Origin of the sequence: Curtobacterium sp. 24E2, assembly GCF_016925595.1 — a bacterium.
Lineage (GTDB): Bacteria > Actinomycetota > Actinomycetes > Actinomycetales > Microbacteriaceae > Curtobacterium.
In genome coordinates, this window is the sequence record NZ_CP068987.1 from 1,152,657 (window position 1) to 1,174,255 (window position 21,599).

18 protein-coding genes are annotated in these 21,599 nt (G+C 69.0%); 11 read left to right on the forward strand and 7 right to left on the reverse strand.

The annotated features are described in order from the left end of the window. The first annotated feature begins 1 nt into the window (after position 1). A complete protein-coding gene (locus JN350_RS05815; RefSeq protein ID WP_205463886.1) occupies positions 2–868 on the forward strand; it encodes a glycosyltransferase family 2 protein in 867 nt (288 codons plus the stop codon). On the opposite strand, the gene JN350_RS05820 is transcribed toward JN350_RS05815, so the two are convergent. From JN350_RS05820 to JN350_RS05830, 3 genes are all read right to left on the reverse strand, one after another. Continuing rightward, positions 845–1,825, reverse strand: a complete 981-nt coding sequence (locus tag JN350_RS05820) for an oligosaccharide flippase family protein (RefSeq protein ID WP_205463887.1) — start codon at positions 1,823–1,825, stop codon at positions 845–847. The genes JN350_RS05815 and JN350_RS05820 overlap by 24 nt on opposite strands. A gap of 88 nt (positions 1,826–1,913) precedes the next feature. After that, entirely contained in the window at positions 1,914–2,810 is an 897-nt protein-coding gene (locus JN350_RS20625; protein ID WP_205464374.1) for an alpha-1,2-fucosyltransferase, read from the reverse strand. A 254-nt stretch (positions 2,811–3,064) separates the two neighbouring features. Next, on the reverse strand, positions 3,065–3,616 hold the full coding sequence (locus JN350_RS05830) for an LbetaH domain-containing protein (protein WP_308202615.1): 552 nt from the start codon (positions 3,614–3,616) through the stop codon (positions 3,065–3,067). Positions 3,617–3,673: 57 nt separating this feature from the next. On the opposite strand from JN350_RS05830, the gene JN350_RS05835 reads away from it, so the two are divergent. From JN350_RS05835 to JN350_RS05860, 6 genes are all read left to right on the forward strand, one after another. Further along, positions 3,674–5,080, forward strand: coding sequence for a glycosyltransferase family 4 protein (locus JN350_RS05835; protein WP_240347576.1), 1,407 nt, complete (start codon positions 3,674–3,676; stop codon positions 5,078–5,080). Continuing rightward, a complete protein-coding gene (gene gmd, locus JN350_RS05840) occupies positions 5,022–6,050 on the forward strand; it encodes a GDP-mannose 4,6-dehydratase (protein WP_134195695.1) in 1,029 nt (342 codons plus the stop codon). The genes JN350_RS05835 and gmd overlap by 59 nt, the downstream gene beginning before the upstream one ends. After that, positions 6,050–7,021, forward strand: coding sequence for a GDP-L-fucose synthase family protein (locus tag JN350_RS05845; protein ID WP_205463890.1), 972 nt, complete (start codon positions 6,050–6,052; stop codon positions 7,019–7,021). Before gmd ends, JN350_RS05845 begins: the two co-directional genes overlap by 1 nt. 35 nt (positions 7,022–7,056) lie before the next feature. After that, on the forward strand, positions 7,057–7,434 hold the full coding sequence (locus JN350_RS05850; protein WP_205463891.1) for a hypothetical protein: 378 nt from the start codon (positions 7,057–7,059) through the stop codon (positions 7,432–7,434). Beyond that, positions 7,407–8,876, forward strand: coding sequence for a DUF4012 domain-containing protein (locus tag JN350_RS05855; RefSeq protein WP_205463892.1), 1,470 nt, complete (start codon positions 7,407–7,409; stop codon positions 8,874–8,876). The genes JN350_RS05850 and JN350_RS05855 overlap by 28 nt, the downstream gene beginning before the upstream one ends. Before the next feature lie 375 nt (positions 8,877–9,251). Beyond that, positions 9,252–9,812 carry a sortase gene (locus JN350_RS05860; protein ID WP_111086114.1) on the forward strand — a complete coding sequence of 187 codons (561 nt, stop codon included), beginning with the start codon at positions 9,252–9,254 and terminating at the stop codon, positions 9,810–9,812. A 64-nt stretch (positions 9,813–9,876) separates the two neighbouring features. Here the strand turns inward: JN350_RS05860 and JN350_RS05865 are convergent, their stop codons facing one another. Further along, positions 9,877–10,347: a VanZ family protein gene (locus JN350_RS05865; RefSeq protein ID WP_205463893.1), complete on the reverse strand. Its 471-nt coding sequence runs from the start codon at positions 10,345–10,347 to the stop codon at positions 9,877–9,879. A 260-nt stretch (positions 10,348–10,607) separates the two neighbouring features. Between JN350_RS05865 and JN350_RS05870 the strand changes: the two genes are divergently transcribed. From JN350_RS05870 to JN350_RS05880, 3 genes are all read left to right on the forward strand, one after another. Further along, positions 10,608–10,937, forward strand: a complete 330-nt coding sequence (locus JN350_RS05870) for a hypothetical protein (RefSeq protein ID WP_205463894.1) — start codon at positions 10,608–10,610, stop codon at positions 10,935–10,937. 110 nt (positions 10,938–11,047) lie between these two features. Next, positions 11,048–11,377, forward strand: coding sequence for a hypothetical protein (locus JN350_RS05875; protein ID WP_205463895.1), 330 nt, complete (start codon positions 11,048–11,050; stop codon positions 11,375–11,377). A gap of 242 nt (positions 11,378–11,619) precedes the next feature. After that, a complete protein-coding gene (locus JN350_RS05880) occupies positions 11,620–17,214 on the forward strand; it encodes an Ig-like domain-containing protein (RefSeq protein WP_205463896.1) in 5,595 nt (1,864 codons plus the stop codon). A 124-nt stretch (positions 17,215–17,338) separates the two neighbouring features. Here JN350_RS05880 and JN350_RS05885 read toward each other — a convergent pair whose 3' ends face one another. From JN350_RS05885 to JN350_RS05895, 3 genes are all read right to left on the reverse strand, one after another. Continuing rightward, positions 17,339–18,805: an MFS transporter gene (locus JN350_RS05885; protein ID WP_205463897.1), complete on the reverse strand. Its 1,467-nt coding sequence runs from the start codon at positions 18,803–18,805 to the stop codon at positions 17,339–17,341. Between the two features lie 110 nt (positions 18,806–18,915). Further along, positions 18,916–19,647, reverse strand: coding sequence for an SOS response-associated peptidase (locus JN350_RS05890; RefSeq protein WP_205463898.1), 732 nt, complete (start codon positions 19,645–19,647; stop codon positions 18,916–18,918). A 58-nt stretch (positions 19,648–19,705) separates the two neighbouring features. After that, complete coding sequence (locus JN350_RS05895) at positions 19,706–20,332, reverse strand: hypothetical protein (protein ID WP_205463899.1); 627 nt, start codon at positions 20,330–20,332, stop codon at positions 19,706–19,708. Between the two features lie 836 nt (positions 20,333–21,168). On the opposite strand from JN350_RS05895, the gene JN350_RS05900 reads away from it, so the two are divergent. After that, positions 21,169–21,594 (forward strand): organic hydroperoxide resistance protein, encoded by a 426-nt coding sequence (locus JN350_RS05900; RefSeq protein WP_205463901.1) that lies wholly within the window; start codon positions 21,169–21,171, stop codon positions 21,592–21,594. Positions 21,595–21,599 lie beyond the last annotated feature (5 nt).

Here is a 21,599-nt window from a genome sequence, read left to right on the forward strand (position 1 = left end):
GGTGTCGGTGATCATGCCCGCATGGAATGCGGAGCGTACGATCACGACAGCGCTCCGGTCGACGCTCAGCGCGATGCCGAGCGACGCGGAGGTCCTGGTGTACGACGATGCGAGCACGGACGGAACCCGCCGCGTCGTCGAGCGTTTCGCCGAGCGCTCGCGACGTGTGTCGCTGATCGAAGGAACGACCAACGTCGGTGCGGGAGAGGCTCGCAATCGGCTGCTCGACCGATCCGACAGCGAGTTCGTCGCCGCGATGGATGCTGATGACGTGTGCCTGCCCAACCGGTTCCTCGGGTACCGCCGCCAGGTCTCGGACGCTGACATCGTGTTCGCCCCGATCGCACGATTCGGTCAGACGTGGCGCGTGCACTTCCCTCGACCTGCATCGTTGTCCCCGGCGGCGATGCCACTGGCGCTCCTCGCCCTGAACCCGGTGCCGCAGTCGACGATGATTGCTCGACGGGATTCGCTGGATGGGGCCGCGACGTACCGGCCTGGCCATGCCGAGGACTACGAGCTCTGGATGCGACTGGCTGCATCCGGCGTTCGCATCTCGTTCTCCTCCGTGCCGACGGTTGCGTACCGCCATCACCCGGAGCAGGCAACCTCGCAACCGGGCTACGGCGGGCAGGTGCGTGACAACAGAGACCTCGCCGCGTCGTACGTCGCGCTTGCGGAGTCGGTGCTCGGCGTCGACGTGAGCGACACGAGCACCGACCAGCTGCGTGCGAGGCTCGAACGCCGCATCGACGACGTGACGAGTAGGCGAGACCGCCGTCACCTCCGGCGGCTGGTGCGTTCTCCCTGGAGTTTCCCGCTCAGGACCACCGGAGGAGCGAGCTCACAGGAATCGGACCGCCAATAGGGCTGCCAGGACTGCCCACTCCACGACGATCTGTGCGACGGCGTACCCGAGCGGTATCGGCAGGAGCGAACGATGGAGCGTCGCCAGAGCAAGACCCTGGACGAGCGCACCGACTGCCAAGCCGATCAACGCGCCGTTGGTGCTGTAGAGCAGTCCGAGAACGATGGCGAGCAGTGGCACGAGCATGAGGACGGCCAGGTTGAGGAGCGAGTGCCGGAGTTCCGCTTTGATCTGGAGCTTCCACGACATGAAGGAACTCAAGGTAAGGGATGGCAGGAGCAGCGCCATCGAGGAGATCATGAGCGCGACATGCACCCAGCCAGGGCCGAAGAAGACCTTCTCCAGGATCGGTGCGCCCACCGACAACACGATGGCTGCGACGAAGGTGACGACGTGGAGTGCTTGCCAGACTCGTTTGTCGAACGTGCCGTTGTCTCCGGGGAGCGCGGCACGGCGGGCCATGCGCTCGACGATCGCCCCTCCGAGGGACAACTGGACCTGAGTGACCGGCGTGACGATCAACTGGTACGAGCGTGCGTACGCTGCTGCCGCTCCGACCGGGAGTATGAGCGGCAACGTGCCCGAATCGATCGCTCGGCTCGCGTACGAAGCAACGTTCAGCGGCAGCACCTTGAGGCCGTACCGGAACGGGTTCGGCGCAGGGGCGGCCATTTCGGACGAGGAGCTGCTTGCGCGTCCTCGGAGGGTCCGTTGGCGACCGCGAGCTGAGAGCGCGAGCGTCAACAGGAGACGGACCACGGAGGTGAGAGCGAGTTGGACGCAGAGCACGGTCACGGAGTGGATATGTGCCGCGAGGAGGATCGCGGCCGCGAAGCCGGCGACTGTTGCGCCCACGTCGGTAAGAGCGACAGTCGGGTAGCGGCGATGCACCATGAGTTCGCCGCGAAGCGGCTGGATGAGCGATTGGGTGACGAGCCCCGCGACCAAGATCAGCACGTCGAAGACCCGGGAGGCCCCGTCGGGAGGTTCAAGAACGAAAGGACGAACAACGCTGCGGTCAGCGCAACACCACCTGCGGTCGCGCTCACCGCCGAACTGGACCACGCCGCTCGTCGGAGGGGGCCGGAGACCCCGTGTACGAGCAGGAAACCCATGGCTGAGAAGTCCGTGGCCAGCGCGGCCATCGTGTAGACGAACACGAAGACGGCGAACTGCGCGTAGCTCGCGGGCCCGAGCTCGCGCGAGCACGGCGAAGGCCGCCAACGAGGCGACCAAGGAAAGCGCCTGGCTCGCCGGGAGCCACCCGAGCGACAGGAACGTGCCGAATCGTCTCATGCGTTCGGCACGGAGACCCATCCAGTGCGCCGCAGGTTCCCGGGCGATCGAAGAACCACGTGCTCGGGGCCGCGACCGGAACGTGGGAGGCGAGCTCAGCGGCCCACCACGAGAAGGTGCTGTTCGGTATGACCAGGGCGCTGGCGCGCGACATTGCCACGAGCGTGTCGAGCGGCGATTCGATGTCTTCGGGTCCGATGATGTTGCTGCGAGGGACGTCGAACTCGCGTTCGACCGCGGCGGGGTCATCGGTGAAGATGATGCTCTCGTCGATTGGGATCCCGAGCGCACGGCACGCGTCGTCGTAGTAGCGCCGGGAGAGCGTGCCGAAGGTGCGCTGCGCGGCAGGAGAAGTCGTGTAGTCGCCACGGCGGACGTGCAGAACGGGTCGGTTCGCTGACGCAGATCCCGCCGAGACAGCGTTCCGGTACGCAGCGAGGAGGGCAGTGGTTGCGTCCGTCGGCAGAGCGAGTGATGCCGCATCCTGGAAGAACCCGATGTTGAACGTTCCGGGCCGGAAGGCGGAGGGCAGCGTCTCGGGGTCGCTGAATACCGTCGTCAGCGATCGATCGCGGGTCTTCGATCGGCGACGGCCCCTCCAGTCGTACGGCTGACCGAGCCGGAAGTCCTCTCTCGAGCTTGTCAGCGCTGAAGAGGGAGCAAAGCACCGAGCTCGAACTGCCGGAGACGGTCGCGACCGAAACTGCTCCCTGAGACCAGGAGGGTTGCGGGATGTTCGGACAGGGTCAGGCCGGCGTTCAACTGGAAGAGCTGGTTGCCGAGGCCCCCTGCGCCCACAGGACGGAAGCGTCCCTCAGTCGAGTCGCCAAGAGGTCATTCCTTCATCATCGCATCGGTCTGGTTCCGTTCGCACCGCATCCCAGCCAGAGTTGACAGGAGTCATCGATCTCCGAAGCGCACGCCTGTCACCCGCGCGGGGTTTCCTTCGAGGACGCTGTTCGCGGGACTCGTCCCGGAGACCAATGACATCGGCTTCACGAGGCACGACTCGCCGAGTCGCGTGCCGCCGAGCACCATGCAGCGCGAAGTGATCCAGGTGCCGGCTCCGATCTCGATCGGGCGCGTGATCAACGCCATGTCGGTGCGGTGGGCATGGCTCCCGGTCGTGAGGAACGCCTCCTGCGAGATGACGACGTCGTTCTCGACCCGGATGTGGTCCTGATTGTGGAACCACACACCTTCGCCGATCCAGCAGTCGTCGCCGATGTGGAGCTTCCACGGGAAACGGACACGCATCCGCGGTCGCATGATGACGCGGACCCCGATCTCCGCGCCGAACAGCCGCAGGACCTTCGCTCGGAGCGAGGAGCTGATCTGCCAGGGATTGGTCACGAACAGCAGCTCGGCAACGGCCCACAGGTACACCGTCCCCTTGCCCCGGTTCCACGACGTCCGTTCACCCGGAGCTGACTTCAGCGGAATGACGGGCACTTTCGCGTCCGACATCATGGCCCCGCCTCTCTGCGCGCCCGAGTACGCGTTGCGCCGATGCTACCGGCTGGCGGGCGGCCCGGCGGCGCCGCAGGTGCGCCGACGCCGGATCGGAATCCCTTGCAACTGTTATGGTCGCCCCATGCGGCGCGGGGCAGTTCTCATGGTGGGCCTGAACTTCCCCCTGAGCCCGCCGGGATCGCTCCTTACAGCGGAGGGCTCGCAAGCGGGTTGACGGCGTCCGGTGTCGACGTCAGCGTCATCACGACCTTTCCGCACTACCCGGCCTGGAGCTTCGGAGACACACGTCCACCGTCGTCTGCAGTGACGACCGAAACTGGCTGTGCGGTGCACAGACTCCGCCATCGGCTCCCGGCCCGGCCCGGTGGTGTGAGCAGACTGCTGTCCGAGGTGAGCTTCGGGTTACACGCCGTTTCCCGCCGCTGGGCGCGGCACGACGTCCTCGTTCTCGTGTCTCCCGCTCTGTTCAGTTCGGCAATCGCACTAGTGCGTGCCCGCTTGTTCTCGCGAGGAACCCCCGTCGTGACTTGGGTCCAAGACATCTACTCGCTCGGCCTCCGCGAGACAGGATCGGGTACCGGGCCGGCTGAGCGCTTCGTCGCGGCGATCGAGCGCTGGGTCCTCAAACGGTCATCGACAGTCGTGGTCATTCATGACCGGTTCATGGAGACGGTCGTCGAAGAGTTCGGCGTGCCGGCGTCGCGAGTGACCGTCATGCGGAACTGGACCCACGTCGAGCCGCCCGAGTTCGTCGACCGAGTCGGGGCTCGTGCGTCGCTCGGCTGGGCACCGGACGAGACGATCGTCCTGCACGCGGGGAACATGGGTGTGAAGCAGGGCCTGGGCAACGTCGTCGAAGCAGCTCGCTCCGTTCAGGACAGAGGTCTTCCCATCCGTTTCGTCCTCCTCGGTGACGGAAACCAACGAGAGTCCTTGCAGCAGCAGGCGGCTGGGATCGACAGCCTGCAATTCCTTGCGCCGCTCCCTGACGACGAATTCGCCGCTGCACTCAACTCTGCAGACGTTCTCCTGGTCAATGAGGCACCCGGCATCTCCGGCATGGCTGTCCCCAGCAAGCTGACCACCTACTTCGCGACCGGCGTTCCGGTGCTCGCTGCGTCGGACGAGGGAGCGTCACTCGAGCCGAGGTGCTCGCTGCGAACGCAGGGATCGTTGTCGATGCGGGCAGGCCGACTCGGCTCGTGGACGGCGTGCTCTCGCTCATCCGAGACCCGACTGCGCGGGAGCGGTACGGAAGGGACGCTCGGAATTACCGAGCGGCTCACCTCACTGCGGCTGCTGCGATCGATCGATTCAAAAGTATTCTTCATGTGCTCCTCCCAGACCGGTTCGAATCCGGTTCTGCCGACAAGACAGGGACCAATTGACGAAGCGCGCGCTCATCACGGGCATCACCGGACAGGACGGCTCGTACCTGGCTGAGCTGCTGCTCCGCAAGGGGTACGAGGTGCATGGCCTGATCCGTCGCGCCTCGACGTTCAACACCTCGCGGATCGACCACCTCTACGTCGACCCGCACGAGTCGGGCGCGAAGCTGTTCCTGCACTACGGGGACCTCGGCGACGGTGCACGACTCGTCAGCCTCCTCAGCGAACTGAAGCCGGACGAGGTCTACAACCTCGCGGCGCAATCACACGTGCGGGTGTCGTTCGACGAGCCGGAACACACCGGTGACGTGACGGGTGTGGGCACGATGCGCATGCTCGAAGCGGTCCGGGTCTCCGGCATCCACACGCGCTTCTACCAGGCGTCCTCCTCCGAGATGTTCGGGGCGACCCCGCCGCCGCAGAACGAGGAGACGCCGTTCTGGCCGCGTTCTCCGTACGGTGCAGCGAAGGTCTACAGCTACTGGGTGACCCGGAACTACCGCGAGGCGTACGGCATGTTCGCGGTGAACGGCATCCTGTTCAACCACGAGTCGCCGCGACGTGGTGAGACGTTCGTCACCCGGAAGATCACCCGTGCAGTCGCGCGGATCAAGGCCGGCCTCGAGGACCACGTGTACCTCGGCAACCTCGACTCCGTCCGCGACTGGGGGTACGCCGCCGAGTACGTCGAGGGCATGTGGCGGATGCTGCAGGTCGACGAGCCGGACGACTTCGTCCTGGCGACCGGCGGTGACTTCACGGTCAAGGACTTCCTGACGACCGCGTTCTCCCACGCAGGCCTGAACTGGGAGGACCACGTGCGCTTCGACGAGCGGTACCTGCGACCGAGCGAGGTGGATGCGCTGGTCGGTGACGCATCGAAGGCCAAGGAGAAGCTCGGCTGGGAGGCGACGGTCGACACCGCCGAACTGGCGAGGATCATGGTGGACGCGGACATTGCCGCCCTCGAGCACGAGGGCAGCCCGTGGATCGACACCGTCCGACTCGAGAGCTGGGGATCCTGATGACCACGACCGACTTCACTCCCGGTCCGATCAACCGGGCGGACCGCGTCTACGTCGGGGGACACCGCGGTTTGGTGGGCTCGGCGGTCTGGCGCAAGCTCGAGTCGGAGGGCTTCACCGACATGGTCGGGCGGAGCTCCTCCGAGCTGGACCTGAAGGACCGCGGCGCCGTGTTCGCCTTCTTCGCCGAGCAGCAGCCGAAGCACGTCGTGCTGGCGGCAGCCAAGGTCGGCGGGATCATGGCGAACAACACCTACCCGCACGACTTCCTGAGCGAGAACCTGCAGATCCAGGTCAACGTGATGGACGCGGCTGTGGAGCACGGAGTCGAGCGGCTCGTCTTCCTCGGGTCGTCGTGCATCTACCCGAAGATGGCCGAACAGCCGATCCACGAGGACGCGCTCCTCACCGGGCACCTCGAGCCCACCAACGACGCGTACGCGATCGCCAAGATCGCTGGCATACTGCAGGTGCAGGCCGTCCGGCGGCAATTCGGACGCCCGTGGATCTCGGCCATGCCGACGAACCTCTACGGCCCGGGCGACAACTTCTCGCCCACCGGCTCGCACGTCCTGCCGGCCCTCATCCGCCGGTACGACGAAGCGGCACGAACGGGTGCGGCGCGCGTGGAGAACTGGGGGACGGGCTCGCCCCGTCGGGAGTTCCTGCACGTCGACGACATGGCGGCGGCGGTCTTCCACCTGATGGAGCACTACGACGGTCCGGACCAGGTCAACGTCGGGACCGGGTCCGACGTCACCATCAAGGAGATCGCCGAGACGATCGGCAGGATCGTCGGCTTCACCGGTGAGACGGTCTGGGACACCACCAAGCCGGACGGCACGCCGCAGAAGCTGCTCGACGTATCCAAGCTCGCGGATGCCGGCTGGACCGCGCAGATCGGCCTCGAGGACGGTCTGCGGAGCACCATCGACTGGTACCGCGAACACGTGGACACCGTGCGTCAGTGACGTGGGCTGGACACGGGGAACCGTAGGATCGCGCCATGTCCGACCTGCCCGAGTCGCGACGCACTGCAGCACACCGGGGATCCAGGGCCCGGATCGTCTTGTGGATCGTCCTCGCCCTCGTCCTGCTGCTCATCCTCGCCGTCGCCTGGGTGGGAGTGCGTGGTGCGCTCGCGAAGGGGCACCTCGAACGAGCGGTCGGTGACGTCGACACACTGCGCTCACAACTCACCGGTGGCGACACCGCCGCCGCGCAGAAGACCGCGAAGCACCTGGAGCGTGAAGCGGGGGCAGCTCGTTCGTTGACGGGTGATCCGATCTGGGGGCCTCGCAGAACGTCCCGTTCTTCGGGGCCAACCTGCGTGCAGTCCGACAGGTCTCCGTCGTCGTGGACGATGTTGCCCGGAACGCGGTGACCCCGGTCGCCGACGTCATCGGCGGTCTCGGAACCGACTCGTTCGCGCCGAAGAACGGCAAGGTCGACCTGCAGCCGATCGTGGACGCACAGCCGGCCGTCGCGAAGGCGACGACGACCCTGGCACGGGCGGACCGCGATGCGGACGCGATCGACACGAGTGACACGTTGTCCCCGGTGACGACCGCGGTTGCCGAGCTGCGGAACGCGTTGTCGTCCGCCTCTGCGCAGGTGACCACCGCGAACCGGGTCGTGCAGCTCGCGCCGGCGATGCTGGGCAACGACGGTGAACGGAACTACCTGCTGTTGTTCCAGAACAACGCCGAGTTGCGCGCGGGTGGCGGGATCCCGGGAGCCGTGGCGCTCCTCCAGACGGACGACGGCGCCATCCACCTGCAGAACCAGACGTCCGGTGGCTCGTTCGGTCCGTACGCGCAGCCGATCCTGCCGCTGACCCCGGACACGACCGGGCTGTACGGCAGCATCACCGGGAAGTACATGCAGGACGTCACCCTGACCCCGCGTTTCGACGTCTCGGCGAAGCTCGCTCGGGCCATGTGGAAGCAGAAGTTCGGCGAACAGGTCGACGGCGTGCTGGCGATGGACCCGGTGACGCTGAGCTACATCCTCGAGGCCACCGGCCCGGTGAAACTGCCGACCGGAGACACCTTGACGTCGGACAACGCGGTCAAGCTCCTACTGAGCGACGTGTACGCGAGGTACCCGGATCCGGCCGTGCAGGACGCCTTCTTCGCCTCCGCCGCCAGCGCGGTGTTCGACAAGGTCGCGAGTGGTGACTTCGACCCCCAGCAGTTCGTCTCCGCCCTGAGCCAGAGCACCGGCGAGGACCGACTGCGCCTGTGGAGCGCGGACCGGGCCGAGCAGCGCCGCATCAGCGGTACCGCTGTGGCCGGCGAACTCCCGACCGAGTCGGCGTTGTCACGAGAGTTCGCGGTGTACCTGAACGACGGCACCGGCTCGAAGATGGACTACTACCTCGAGAAGACCGTGTCAGTCGGCAGCTCAGTGTGCCGGAAAGACGGTCGTCCCACGTCGGTCGTCGAGGTCACCATCAAGAACACTGCACCCGCCGACGCCGCGACGAGCTTGCCCGAGTACGTCACGGGTGGCGGCGACTTCGGTGTGGAGCCGGGCAAGATCAAGACCCTGATCGCGACCTACGCGCCTGAGGGCGCGATCTTCCTCGGCGCAACCAAGGACGGCAAGACGACCGCTGTGCAAACGGCGACGGATGGCGGACACCCCGTGGCGCAGTTGCAGACGCTGCTCGCACCGGGCCAGAGCCTGACCTACCGCGTTGCCTTCCTCGGCGAGAGCAAGTACGCGAAAGCCCCCGTGCAGGCGAGCTCCACCCCGGGTGTCCGCCAGTCCGAGGCCAAGCCGATCGCGTTCGAGTGTGACCAGCCTCTCGCCGCCGGGTGAGCCCGCCGTCCCGTTAACGCGGATCGGGCGCCCCCACTCCGGGGGTGATCGATCGCGGCTGTCCGACGTCACAGGCTGGTGATGCGGTGGTCAGGCTTCGTGGGGATGGGGCTGGATGTCCGCCTGACCTGGGATTTCCTCGTCGGATTCAGCCCGATGGCATCATGACGGCGACTCGGTCGCGCGCTCGTCCGGAATGAACACATGACGACCAATGACCGAAATCCACGCCATCTGGTACCGAGCTGTGAAACTCCGGTAGATTGAGACAACTTCGCCATCACAACCGCCAGTTTCTTGGCCGGGGACAACCACGGGCGGATCAGCGGGCTCTGGGTGTCAGGGTCTGGATCTTCAGATCTTTAGGGGAACCACATGAAGAAGCTCATCGCTGCGGTGGTGCTGGCTGGGGCCGCACTGCTCGCCACGCCGACCGTCGCCAATGCCGCCGGTTACACGCCTGACTCCGACGTCTCCGTCTCCGGCACCGCTGTTGCCGGCGGTACCGCCTCCGTGAACTTCACCGAGGGTGCGTTCCAGGACAACGAGACCGTCAACGTTCAGGTCACCGGTGCCGGTGCGGTCACGCTCGGCGCGCTGCCGACCACGACCGTCTCGAAGACCTACACCGCTGCCTCCGACGGTTCGCTCGCCGTCAAGGTCACCTTCCCGAAGGGCGCTTCGGGTACCTACAACCTGACCGCCACCGGCGCGACCTCGGGTGTCGTCGGCTTCGCCGCCTTCACCGTCGCCCCGGCTGACGCTGCTGCTGCTGTCCCCGCTGCGGGTGCTGGCTCCGGCACCGACGGCACCCTCGCCTTCACCGGTTCGACCGTGTCCGCCCTGGCCCTCTGGGTCGCCGGCGGCGCAGTCGTCCTCGGTGGTGGACTGCTGCTGGTCCGCGGCTCGGTCCGTCGCCAGCGCGAGTCCGTCTGAGTCTCGAGCTACTGAACGAAGCCCCCGGAGCGCATCGCTCCGGGGGCTTCGTCGTGTCCGCGCGTCAGCGACGCCGGCGGTGTGCCGCCCACGCGAGCGCGAGGATGCCCAGTACGGCTCCGAGGGCCGCTCCCAGGCCGTTCGCCAGCACGTCGGCCACTGATGCGGTGCGAGCGGGCAGGAAGAGCGCCTGGCCGGTCTCGATGCCGACGCTGACGACCACACCTGCAGCCGCGCCAGCCCACCACCACCGAGCGCCCGCGAGCAGGACCACGAGCAGGCCCAACGGGACGAAGAAGACCACGTTCGACAGCGACTCGATCGTGCCGTAGCCGAACCAGTCGGGGGCCCCGTGCCGATGAGCGATCGCGATCACCTGGTCGAGCGTCGGACCGGCCGCCGCGTCGAGGGGTGAACCCCAGAACCCGACGAGCGCCACCGCGACGCCGTAGGCGGCGGCGGGCCACGTCGCGACTCGACGGCTGCGGCCGGTGGCCGGGGCGTGCCCTGGATCGCGGGGACTGTCGGAGGTCACCCGGATGACGGTAGCGAGTCGGGCCTCCTGGCCGGGCGTCCCCGTCATTCCGTGACGTACCTCGCCGGTCCGGAAAACGAGTACCCCGATCTGGCGCGTGTACCCCGGAAAGACGTCACACCGCCCCGGAAACCCGGGGGACGCCGATGGGCCGCATTGACAGAACCCGTGAATCAACGGGCATCGCTGGCGGTTCGGGCCGTGGTTCTCGTAGCGTTCTGGTGTCAGCAGATGTACCCCGGATCGTGAAGGAGAGCGACATGAGCATCACCGTCAGCAACGCGACGCAGGCCGAGGTCACCCTCGACACCGACACGGTCGACACCATCGCGATCCTCGAAGCCGACGCGGCGACCTCGACCCGTCCGACCCGCGCGAAGGTCACCTGGGTGCAGGAAGACCAGGGTGAGTGGATCGCCGGCTACGGCGGGTACTTCGGCGGCAGCGTCGACAAGCGCGACGGCCGTTTCATCGCCTCGGACACCTTCGGCCTCGTCGTCGGAGAGTTCGCATCGCTGGAAGAAGCGCAGACCAAGCTCGAGGACCAGCTCCACGTCATGCTCCCGTCGGTCATCCGACCGGTCGAGTAGGCGCCACCGCACCACGGGCACCGTCGGCGCCCGCCCACCACGCACCATCGGCGTCCGCGACGCCCGCAGCACCAGCACCAGCACGCAGCACAGCCCGAAGGAGCACCACCATGAGCATGACCGCCGATCACCACCAGCAGACCGAAGTGACGCTGGACACCCGGACGATCGAGGTCATCGCCGAGATCGAGGCGCAGGTCGTCGCCGACACCGCGCCGGCTCGCGTCCGCATCAGCTGGGCGCAGCCCGACACGGGGCTCTGGGTCGCCAACTACGGCGGGTACTACGGCGGCACTGTCGACCGGCAGGGCACGCACTTCTTCGTCGCCGACACGTTCGGTGAGTACGTGGGGGACTTCCGCTCCCTCGACGAGGCGAAGGGGCGTCTGACCGAGCGGCTGCACGTGCTGCTGCCGGACGTGATCCGGCAGGCTGTCTGAGGCGCTGAGCCCCGCGAACCCCGAAACCCCACCGGATCCGGTGGGGTTTTCGTGTGCCCCGAGCGGGTGACGCGGGTCTGAGGTGCGCCTGCCCCCACAACGAGTGGTCCCCCTATTGGGGACCCGTCCCGTCCCCACTTCGGTATCGAGACCTGCCAGTATCGACCCGGCGCCACCGACCGTCCTCCCTGAACCGACGGCCGTGGATCAGGCGCCCGCATCGTCTCGACCCGAAAGTGATCATGCTGCCTGTTTCCCAGGGCACCGCTGTGCCTCGACGCCGCTTCGGCGTCCGAACCGTCGCCATGTTCGGCGCCGCGCTGCTCGTCGGCGCCGGTCTCTCGACGACCACGGCGGTCATCGCCGCCGAGCCTGCCTCGGCCGTCACCGCGATCTCGAACGGTGCACTGGTGTGCGACCAGAACACGCTCTACGCCATCGACGGCACGGGCAAGGTCGTCGCGGTGGACATCACCACGGGTGACTCCAAGGGCACGACCGCCGACGTCACCAACCTCGGCACCGGGGCCAACAACGGCCTGGGCATCTCGCGTGAGGGCCTGTCGATGTTCGCCGCGTCGAACAACGTCAGCGCCACGCTGCGGCAGTACGACCCGAAGACCAACGTCGCGTCGGATCCGATCGCCACGGACAAGACACGGACCGTCATCCGTGGTGCGGTCAACCCGAAGAACGGCATCTACTACTACGGCGACAACACCGGGTGGCTCGGTGCCTACGACCCGGCGACCAAGACGTACCTCGGTCAGGTCGGACAGATCAACGGTCTGAAGGCCGGCAACGGTGACTTCGCGTTCAGCTCGCGCGGCCTGTTCTTCGTCGTGGCGGCCGACACGGTCTACCGCGTCAACACCGACGAGGTCCCGAGCACCTCGGGCAGCACGGTCATGACCACGTCCGCGATCGCGACCCTGCCGGCAGGCACCAGCAGCCCGGGCATCGCGTTCTCGTCCGACGGCTACCTGTACGTGTCGAACACCGTGACGGCGAACAACGTCTCCACGACCACGATCTACCAGCTCGACCCCACCTCGGGTGCGCAGGTCCGCAGCTTCCCGATCGTCGGCAACTACGCCGCCAGCGACCTGGCCAGCTGCAACTACGCCGACACCGTCACCGGTGAGTCGAGCGTCGACAAGCGCTGGAACACAGGCGACCAGTTCGGCCTCGCCATCACCGGCGGCGGCATCGACCCCACGAAGCCCGGCACCTCGGCGACGACGACCGGCAAGGACACCGGCACCCAGTCGCAGCGCGCCGGCGCGGTCCTGAGCACGCCGAACAAGGACTACACGGTCACGCAGACCGCCTCGGGCACCACCGACCTGGCGAACTACAGCACGTCGTGGGTGGCACGGAACCAGACGACCGGCGCGCTGGTCGCCGAGGGCACCGGGAACACCGGCACCTTCACGTTCCCCGCAGCCACGACCGCCGACGGCACCGACGTCATGGTGACCTTCACCAACACGCTCAAGGCCGTCCACGTCACCACGACCTCGGACACCGGCAACACGCCGAACGGCACCACGCTGACCGTGCCGGCGAAGGGCGTCCTGGCGAACGACAGCGGCACCGGCCTGTCCGTCGTGTCGAACACCACGCCCGCCCACGGCACCGCGACCGTGAACCCCGACGGCTCGTACACGTACACCCCGGCCGACGGCTTCTCGGGCACGGACACCTTCCAGTACACGGCGAAGGACTCCTCCGGCCAGACGTCGACCAGCACCGTGACGATCACCGTCGCCCCGGCGGGCACCGACGACGCGTTCAGCGTGCACGCCGGCCAGACCGCCACCGCGGACGCGAAGACGGGTCTGCTCGCGAACGACCACGGCACCGGCCTGACGGTCACGGGCAACACGAAGCCCGCCCACGGTGACCTGACCGTCGGCAAGGACGGTTCGTACTCGTACACCCCGACCGCCGGGTACTCCGGTCCGGACTCGTTCACCTACACGGCGAAGGACGGCGACGGCGCGGAGATCTCCGGCACCGTCACCATCACGGTGCTGCCGACCGCGGTCGCGGACACCGTCACCGCGACGGCAGGCTCGCCGATCAGCGGAAGCGGAACCGGAAGCGGAACCGGCACCGGCACCCCCGGCACTGCCCCCGGCCTGCTCGCCAACGACCTCGGCTCGGACCTGACGGTGACGGGCAGCACCAAGCCGCCGCACGGTGACGTCGTCGTCGCGAAGGACGGCAGCTACACCTACACCCCGGCCACCGGGTACTCCGGCGCCGACTCCTTCACGTACACCGTCACCGACGGCAACGGGAAGAGCGACACCGTCACCGTGACCGTGAACGTCGCCCCGCTGGCGAAGGACGACACCGTCCGCGTCGCCGCCGGCAACACCTACACCGCCGACACCCGCGCCACCGGCGTCCTGGGCAACGACCTCGGCACCGGCCTGACCGTCTCGTCGAACACGAAGCCCGCGCACGGCGAGCTCACCCTCGACAAGGCGACCGGTGCGATCACCTACACGCCGGCCGACGGTTTCTCGGGCACGGACTCGTTCCGGTACACCGCGACGGACACCGCCGGTGCGCCGACGACCGCCACGGTGACCATCACGGTCAACCCGACGATCGCGAACGACTCCACGACGACGAGCGCCGGCACCCCGGTGAACGTCGACGTGCAGCACAACGACCGCGGCACGGACCTGGTCACCACGATCGTCACCGGTCCGGCGAACGGCACCGCCGTGGTGGCCGAGGACGGCACCGTCGACTACACGCCGACGGGTGACTTCTCCGGCACCGACTCGTTCACCTACACCGTGACCGACGGCTCGAAGGTCACCACCAGCCCGGCGACGGTCACCGTCACCGTCAAGCCGGTCGCGAACGGCGACACCGTGTCGACGAAGTCCGGCGAGACGCTGACCATCGCGCCGACGACGCTCACCGGCAACGACAAGGGAACGAAGCTGACCGTCACCGACGCGGCCGCCGTGCCGGACGCCGACGGCACGACGCACGGCGACGTCACGATCGACCCGACCACCGGCACGATCACGTACACGCCGAAGCCCGGATTCTCGGGCACCGACACCGTCACCTACACGGTGCGGGACGACTCCGGCCAGACCACGACCGGCACGATCACCGTCGTCGTCGGCCCGATGGCCACCCCGGACACCGCGACCGCCACCGCCGGCACCACGCTGACCGTGGGCGGGGACGGCGACGACCGCACGGGCGTCCTCGCGAACGACGAGGGCACGAAGCTCACCGCCACGGTCGACCTCGAACCGGCGAACGGCGACCTCGAGCTGGCGGAGGACGGGGCGTACACGTACACCCCGAAGGACGGCTTCTCGGGCACGGACACCTTCACCTACACGGCGAAGGACCCCTCCGGCGGGACGGCCACGGGTGTGGTGACCATCACGGTCGAGCCCGGCACCGAGCCGGACGAGATCACGGTCACGGCAGGCGGCAGCAAGACGGTCACCTCCGCCGACCTGACCGGCAACGACCACGGCACCGGCCTGTCGGTGCTCGACATCCCCGTCGGCAAGAGCGGCACGAACGGCACCGCGGTCCGGAACGACGACGGCACGGTCACCTACACGCCGAAGCCCGGCTTCTCGGGCACCGACGAGTTCACGTACACGGTCACCGACCGCAACGGCCTCACGAACACCGGCACCGTCTCCGTCCGGGTCACCCCCGTCACGGCGGGCGGCTCGACCACGGCCGACGCCGACGGCTCGACCACCGTGCCGGCCGACAAGGGCGTGCTCGACGGCGCCACCGGCACCGACCTGCACGTCACGGACAACACCGACCCGTCGCACGGTGACGTCGTCGTCGAGAAGGACGGCGGCTACACCTACACGCCGAAGCCCGGCTACTCCGGCCCGGACTCGTTCGACTACACCGTCACCGACGGCGCCGGCGGCACCACGACCGGCACCGTGACGATCGTCGTCGCCCCGAAGGCCGTCGCCGACACCGCGACCACCTCCGCCTCGACCCCGGTCGACGTCGTGGTCACGGGCAACGACTCCGGCACGGAACTCACCGTCACCGCGGTCACCAAGCCCGGTCACGGCGAGGCCGCGATCACCGGACGCGGAGCCGGCACCGGCACCGGCACCGGCACCGGCACCGGCACCGGCACCGGCACCACCGTCACGTACACGCCGGCCGACGGCTTCTCCGGCACGGACACGTTCACCTACACGGTGACCGACCCGACCGGCGGCACCGCGACGGCGACCGTCACGGTGACGGTCGAGCCCGTCGCCGTCGCGGACGCCGTGCACACCACCGCGGGCACGGCGCTGGCGATCGCCGGCACGACGCTGACGGCCAACGACCACGGCACGACGCTCACGGTCACCGGCCACGGTGGCGCCGCACACGGCGACGTGACCAAGGGCACCGAGCCCGGCTCGCTCGTCTACCTGCCGAAGAAGGGCTTCTCCGGCACGGACACGTTCACGTACACGGTCACGGACGGCTCCGGCCAGACCACCACGGCGACCGTCACCGTCCTGGTCGGCACCATGGCGACGCCCGACACCGGCCGCACCGCCACCAACGGCACCGTGACCGCGACCGTCGGAACGGGCGTCCTGTCCGACGACGAGGGCACCGACCTGTGGGCGAAGACCGACCGCAAGCCGGCGCACGGCACCGTGGTGCTGGCGAAGGACGGCTCGTACGTCTACACGCCGGAGCACGACTGGTCCGGCATCGACACCTTCACCTACACGGCGGTCGACCGCGACGGCAACACCGCGACCGGCCTCGTCACGATCACCGTCACCCCGACGGCGACGAACGACAAGGCGGCCACGAAGGCCGGCAAGCCGGTCGCCGTCGCAGGCCCCGGCGTCCTCGGCAACGACCACGGCAGCGACCTGAGGGTCGTGACCTCCGGTACGGCGGAGCACGGCGCGGTCTCGATCGCCGCGGACGGCACGTTCGTCTACACCCCGGCGAAGGGCTTCTCCGGCACCGACACCGTGACCTACCGGGCGCAGGATGCCTCGGGTCAGCAGGTCGACGCCACCGTCACCGTCACCGTCGGCATCGACGCGACGAAGGACGCCGGCCGCACCGTCGCCGGCACCCCGATCGCCCGTGACACCGCCCACGGTCTGCTCGCCAACGACCAGGGCACCCGCCTCACCGCCGCCCTGGACCGGCGGCCGGCCCACGGCACGGTGACGGTCCAGCCCACCGGTGCGTACGTCTACACCGCGGCCGCCGGCTTCACCGGCACGGACACCTTCACCTACACGGTGACCGACGCCTCGGGGCAGACCACCACCGCCACCGCCACGATGACGGTCGTCGCCGCCGCTGTCGCGAAGGACGACTCCGCCACCGGGACCGTCGGGCACCAGGTCACGATCGACCCGCTCGACAACGACTCCGCCTCGGGCGGTGCCACCTTCGAGGCGGGCACCCTGCACCTGATCGACCCGGAGACGGGCAAGCAGTCCGACCGCGTCGTCGTCAGCCACGAGGGCACCTGGACCGTCCGCGACGGCAAGGTCGTGTTCACCCCGGCGGAGAGCCACACCGGCACGACCCTCATCGGGTACGTGGTGACGGACAGCAACGGCCAGACGGTGACGGCGACCATCACGGTCACCTACCCGACCGGCATCGCGGCAGCGGTCCACACCGCGGAGCTCGCCCTCACCGGCGCGACCGGCCTGGTCGGCCTCGGCCTCGCGGCGATCGCCCTGCTCCTGGCCGGCGTGCTGCTCGTGACACGTCGCCGCCTCGCGGCGGGCATCGCAGCCACCCCGGGGATCCGACGCAGCGCGCGTTCGTGACCACCGAGGTCGACCGGGAGGCCCGGATCACGTCAGCCGACAGGCGCACGTGATCCGGGCCTCCCGTCGTCGTGCCGTGGTCGCGTCCGACGCACGCCGCCAGCGGGCGGGTGAGGAGCCGGAGTCAGTGCACCGGCACCGCTGCCTCCGTGCCGGACCCCTGGGGCAGCAAGTCGGACTTCGAGCCGCGGATGAACACGGCGGCGATGACCGACGCGAGCACCATGCCGATGGCCGCTGCGAGGAACGCCACGGAGTACCCGTCCGCGAACGCGTCCAGCTCCGAGCCGCCTCCGTCGTAGCGAGCGACGGCAGCGGCGTAGAGCGCGGTGAACACGGACAGACCGATCGACCCGCCGATCTGCAGCGCGGAGTTCAACGTGGCCGAGGCCGCACCGGCGTCGTGCGGCGCGACGCCCGTGAGTGCGAGGTTCTGCAGTGGCACGAAGACGAACGCGAGGCCGAGACCCAACACGATCAGCGCCGGCAGCACCTGGACCACGTAGGAACCGTCCGCCGTGAGGCGGCTGAGGTACCCGAGCCCGACGGCGGCGATCAACGGTCCGCCGATCATCATCGGCCGCGGGCCGACGGAGGACAGCAGCTTCGTGGCGATCGGAGCCACGACCATGATGGTGAGCGTCATCGGCAGCGTGGCCAGGCCGGCGGGCAACGGGTCCATCCCGAGCACGATCTGCAGGTGGAACGCCACGTAGAGCATGGCTCCGATCAGGACGCTGCCGACGATCATCTGGACGAGGAAGGCTCCGCCCCGGACCGCGTCGGTGACGACGCGCAACGGCAACAGAGGCTGGGCGACACGGCTCTCGACGAACACGAACAGCACGAGCAGTCCCGCGCCCAGGGCGAGGAAGCCGATCGTCCGGATCTCGCCCCAGCCCTGCTCGGCGAGGCTGAACCCGTACACCAGCGATCCGAGGCCGAGCGTGACGGTGGCGGCACCGAGCAGGTCGTAGCGGTTGTCGCCCTCGGCCTTGGACTCCTGCACCAGCAGCATGCCGCCGATGAGTCCCACAACCACGAAGAAGACGTTCACGAGCAGGCACCACCGCCAGTCGGCGAACTCGGTCAGGACACCGCCGAGCACGAGGCCCACGGCTGCGCCCGCGCCCGCGACCGTCCCGAAGACGGCGAACGCAGTGTTCCGCTCACGGCCGCTCGGGAAGGTCACGGTCAGCAGCGCGAGCGCGGCCGGCGCCAGCAGCGCAGCGAACACGCCTTGGAGACCACGAGCGATGATCAGCTCGGTGCCGTTCTGGGCGATGCCGCCGATGACGGAGGCGACGCCGAACCCGAGCATGCCGACGAGGAACGTGCGCTTCCGCCCCCAGTAGTCAGCGACTCGACCACCGAGCAGCAGGAGGGCACCGAACGCGAGGGCGTAGGCGGTCACGACCCACTGGCGTTCACCGTCGCTGAGGCCGAGTTCCTGTTGCGCCTGGGGCAGGGCGATGTTGACGATGGTGCCGTCGAGCACCACGACGAGTTGGGTCAGCGCGAGGACGACGAGCGCCCACCAGCGCCTGGACGGTGCGGTCGTGTCGGATGCGGTCCGCGAGGGCATGGTCATGGAAATGGTCTCCGGGCTTCGATGGGGAACGCCGGAGGTTTCCAGCCTCGGATCGACCGCGCGCTCGCGACGGGTCAACCGCACCGATCAGATTCGGTCAGAGGGCCAGTCTAGGCGACGGGCTCGATGAGCTGCGGGCCGTCGTTCTTCACGCTGTTCACGGTGCGCGCGACCTCGTACTGCTCCAGGCCGGCCGCGACCGTCAGCGACTCGTGGTCGAGCAGCGCGAGCAGGTCGTCGGTCGGCAACTCGCCCCCGAGCCAGTCGTCGTAGCCGTCGGGCGTCAGGAACGCCGGCATGCGGTCGTGCACCTCGCCCGGGGCCACGTGGGCGTCCCGCGTGATGATCGCCAGCGACAGCCGCCACTTGTCCGGGTCGCCGTCGGGCTTGGTCGGGTCCGGCCAGGCGCTCACGACCCCGGCCATGGCCAGGGCGCCGCCGGGCTCGTGGACGAAGTGGGGTTCCTTGCCGTCCTCGCGCACCACCCACTCGTAGTAGCCCTGCGCCGGCACGATGCACCGGTTCGTCGCGAAGGCCCGCTTGAACATGCCGCTCGTCGCGACCGTCTCGATGCGCGCGTTGATCGGCTTTGGGCGCTGCTTCTGGAAGTCCTTCGCCCAGCTCGGCACGAAGCCCCAGCTGATCTGCGGCAACTCGCGTTCGCCGTGCCGCTGGCGCACCGCGGACACGGGGTCGGTCGGGGCGACGTTCCAGCTCGGCACCAGGCCCGTCCCCCCGACGCCGGTGTCCTGGTCGACGTGCTCGGGCCGGCCGGCGAGCTCACCGAGGAGCTCGGGCAACAGATCGGCCGTGGTGTCGGAGACGACGAACCTTCCACACATGCGCCCAGTGTGCCCCGTGCCCCCGACAGTCGCGCGGCCGGCGCTGTTCCCTTGTCCCTCACGAAGTCGGGCCGGCGGGGACCTCGAGCGGCTCGGCGGCCTCGGCGGCGACCCGGGCGCGCTCGGAGCGGCCGAGGCGGACGACGTACTCGGGCAGCACGAGGACGTACAGCGCGACGGACACCACGGGCCACCAGGGCGCGACGTCGAGCAACGGGCCGGCACCGAGGGCGGCGATCCCGGCCCCCAGCAGCGGGGTGACGCGGGCGAGCGTGCCGATCAGGCCGCGCCGCAGCAGGACCGTGTCGGTGCGGACGGCCTCGCGGTCCTCTGGACGGACAGGGCGTGGCCGTCGCAGCAGGTAGGGCTGCGCCGACCACCGCACCGAGTTCTGCCACGAGGCTCGCACCTGCCGCCCGTTGATCGTCGCCGAGGGGTCCGGCGGGCGCCGCGTCGGGAAGCACGCGAACGTGAGCAGGCCCACGCCGGCCGCCAGCAGCACGATGGCCGCCACGCTGCGGAGCGGAGGCTGTGCCGTCCAGCCGAGCCGGGCCTCCAGGACGAGCATGCCGACCAGCGCGACCGCGGCCGCTGCACCGGACCACGCTGCTGCGCGGCGGACACGACGTGGGTCCAGCACGTCGTCGACGTGCCGGAAGAAGATCCGCCAACCGAGTGCGAACACGGGTCAGTCGCCCGGCAGCGAGAGCTTGCTGCCCTTCGGGGTGCCGGGCCGACCGCGGGCGGGCGGTGCCGGGGGACGGGCGGGAGGGCCTCGGCCTCGACACGCAGCTGCTCCTGACGGCCGAGGGTGCGGATGCCCCCGATGGCGGTGACGGCACCGCTCGCCGGGATGAGGATCCAGACCGCGGAGAGACCGACGATGTCGTCGTTCGTCGAGACCGTGAAGACGTTGAGCAGCACGGTCGCGAGCAACGCGAGCGCCCACCCTCCCAGCAGCAGGTACCCGCGGAACGCTGCTCGGACCAGCAGATCGCGGGTCTCGGGCATGCCGTGCAGGACGGCGTCACGGTGCTTCGGGTCGACCGTGGGAGGGTTGCGGCGGTAGTAGCGGGCGATCGCCTCCTGGGTGCGCCAGCCGATTCCGGGGATCGGCGGGACGTTCCAGCCCTTCGGCCCGACCGGTACGAAGCACGTGCCGATGAGTCCGATGCCGGAGGCGAACAGCACCGCCACGACGATCGCAGCGGCGACGGGGACGGAGCCGTCGTCGAAGGCCAGTCCGAGGACGACGAGGCCCGCCAGTGCGACGACGGCCACGATCACGCCGACGACCACGATGCGGCGGCGGCGCTGCACGCTGACGAGTGCGGGCAGTCGCTCCCGGTACACCTGCCACCCGATCTTGAACACGTGTCATGTCTACCCGGTTCGGAGTTGGCGTGCGTCAGAGTCGGCGGCGCCGGACACGCCCGGCGGCCCGGGCACACGCGGGTGCTCGGGCCCGGTACCCCGGGCACGCGCAGCACACGTCCAGGTGGGCGCGATGACCTCGGTTCCATGAGTCTCGACATCGTCTACACCGCAGCCGCCCACGCCACCGGAGGCGGCCGCGACGGGCACGTCCGCAGCGAGGACGACCGGCTCGACCTGGACACCCGCCCGCCGAAGGAGATGGGCGGCAGCGGCGAGGGCACCAACCCCGAGCAGCTGTTCGCCGCCGGGTACGCCGCGTGCTTCCTCGGTGCACTGCACGCCGCAGGCAAGGAACTGGACCTCGACACCACCGGCGCCGAGGTCTCCGCCGAGGTCGGCATCGGCGGCACCGGCAACGGCGCCTTCGGCCTGGCCGTCGAACTCGACGTCTACGCCCCGGCCGCCCCGCAGGAGCAGCGCCAGCGCCTCGCCGAGCGCGCGCACGAGATCTGCCCGTACTCGAACGCCACCCGCGGCAACATCACCGTCACGCTGTCGATCGTCCACTAGCGTTC

Bases quoted from the DNA above. Each gene is read 5' to 3' on its own strand.
- JN350_RS05835 (WP_240347576.1), top strand. From the start codon at position 3,674: ATGCTACCGGCTGGCGGGCGGCCCGGCGGCGCCGCAGGTGCGCCGACG.
- JN350_RS05845 (WP_205463890.1), top strand. From the start codon at position 6,050: ATGACCACGACCGACTTCACTCCCGGTCCGATCAACCGGGCGGACCGC.
- JN350_RS05850 (WP_205463891.1), top strand. From the start codon at position 7,057: ATGTCCGACCTGCCCGAGTCGCGACGCACTGCAGCACACCGGGGATCC.
- JN350_RS05860 (WP_111086114.1), top strand. From the start codon at position 9,252: ATGAAGAAGCTCATCGCTGCGGTGGTGCTGGCTGGGGCCGCACTGCTC.
- JN350_RS05870 (WP_205463894.1), top strand. From the start codon at position 10,608: ATGAGCATCACCGTCAGCAACGCGACGCAGGCCGAGGTCACCCTCGAC.
- JN350_RS05875 (WP_205463895.1), top strand. From the start codon at position 11,048: ATGAGCATGACCGCCGATCACCACCAGCAGACCGAAGTGACGCTGGAC.
- JN350_RS05880 (WP_205463896.1), top strand. From the start codon at position 11,620: ATGCTGCCTGTTTCCCAGGGCACCGCTGTGCCTCGACGCCGCTTCGGC.
- JN350_RS05885 (WP_205463897.1), bottom strand. From the start codon at position 18,805: ATGACCATGCCCTCGCGGACCGCATCCGACACGACCGCACCGTCCAGG.
- JN350_RS05890 (WP_205463898.1), bottom strand. From the start codon at position 19,647: ATGTGTGGAAGGTTCGTCGTCTCCGACACCACGGCCGATCTGTTGCCC.
- JN350_RS05900 (WP_205463901.1), top strand. From the start codon at position 21,169: ATGAGTCTCGACATCGTCTACACCGCAGCCGCCCACGCCACCGGAGGC.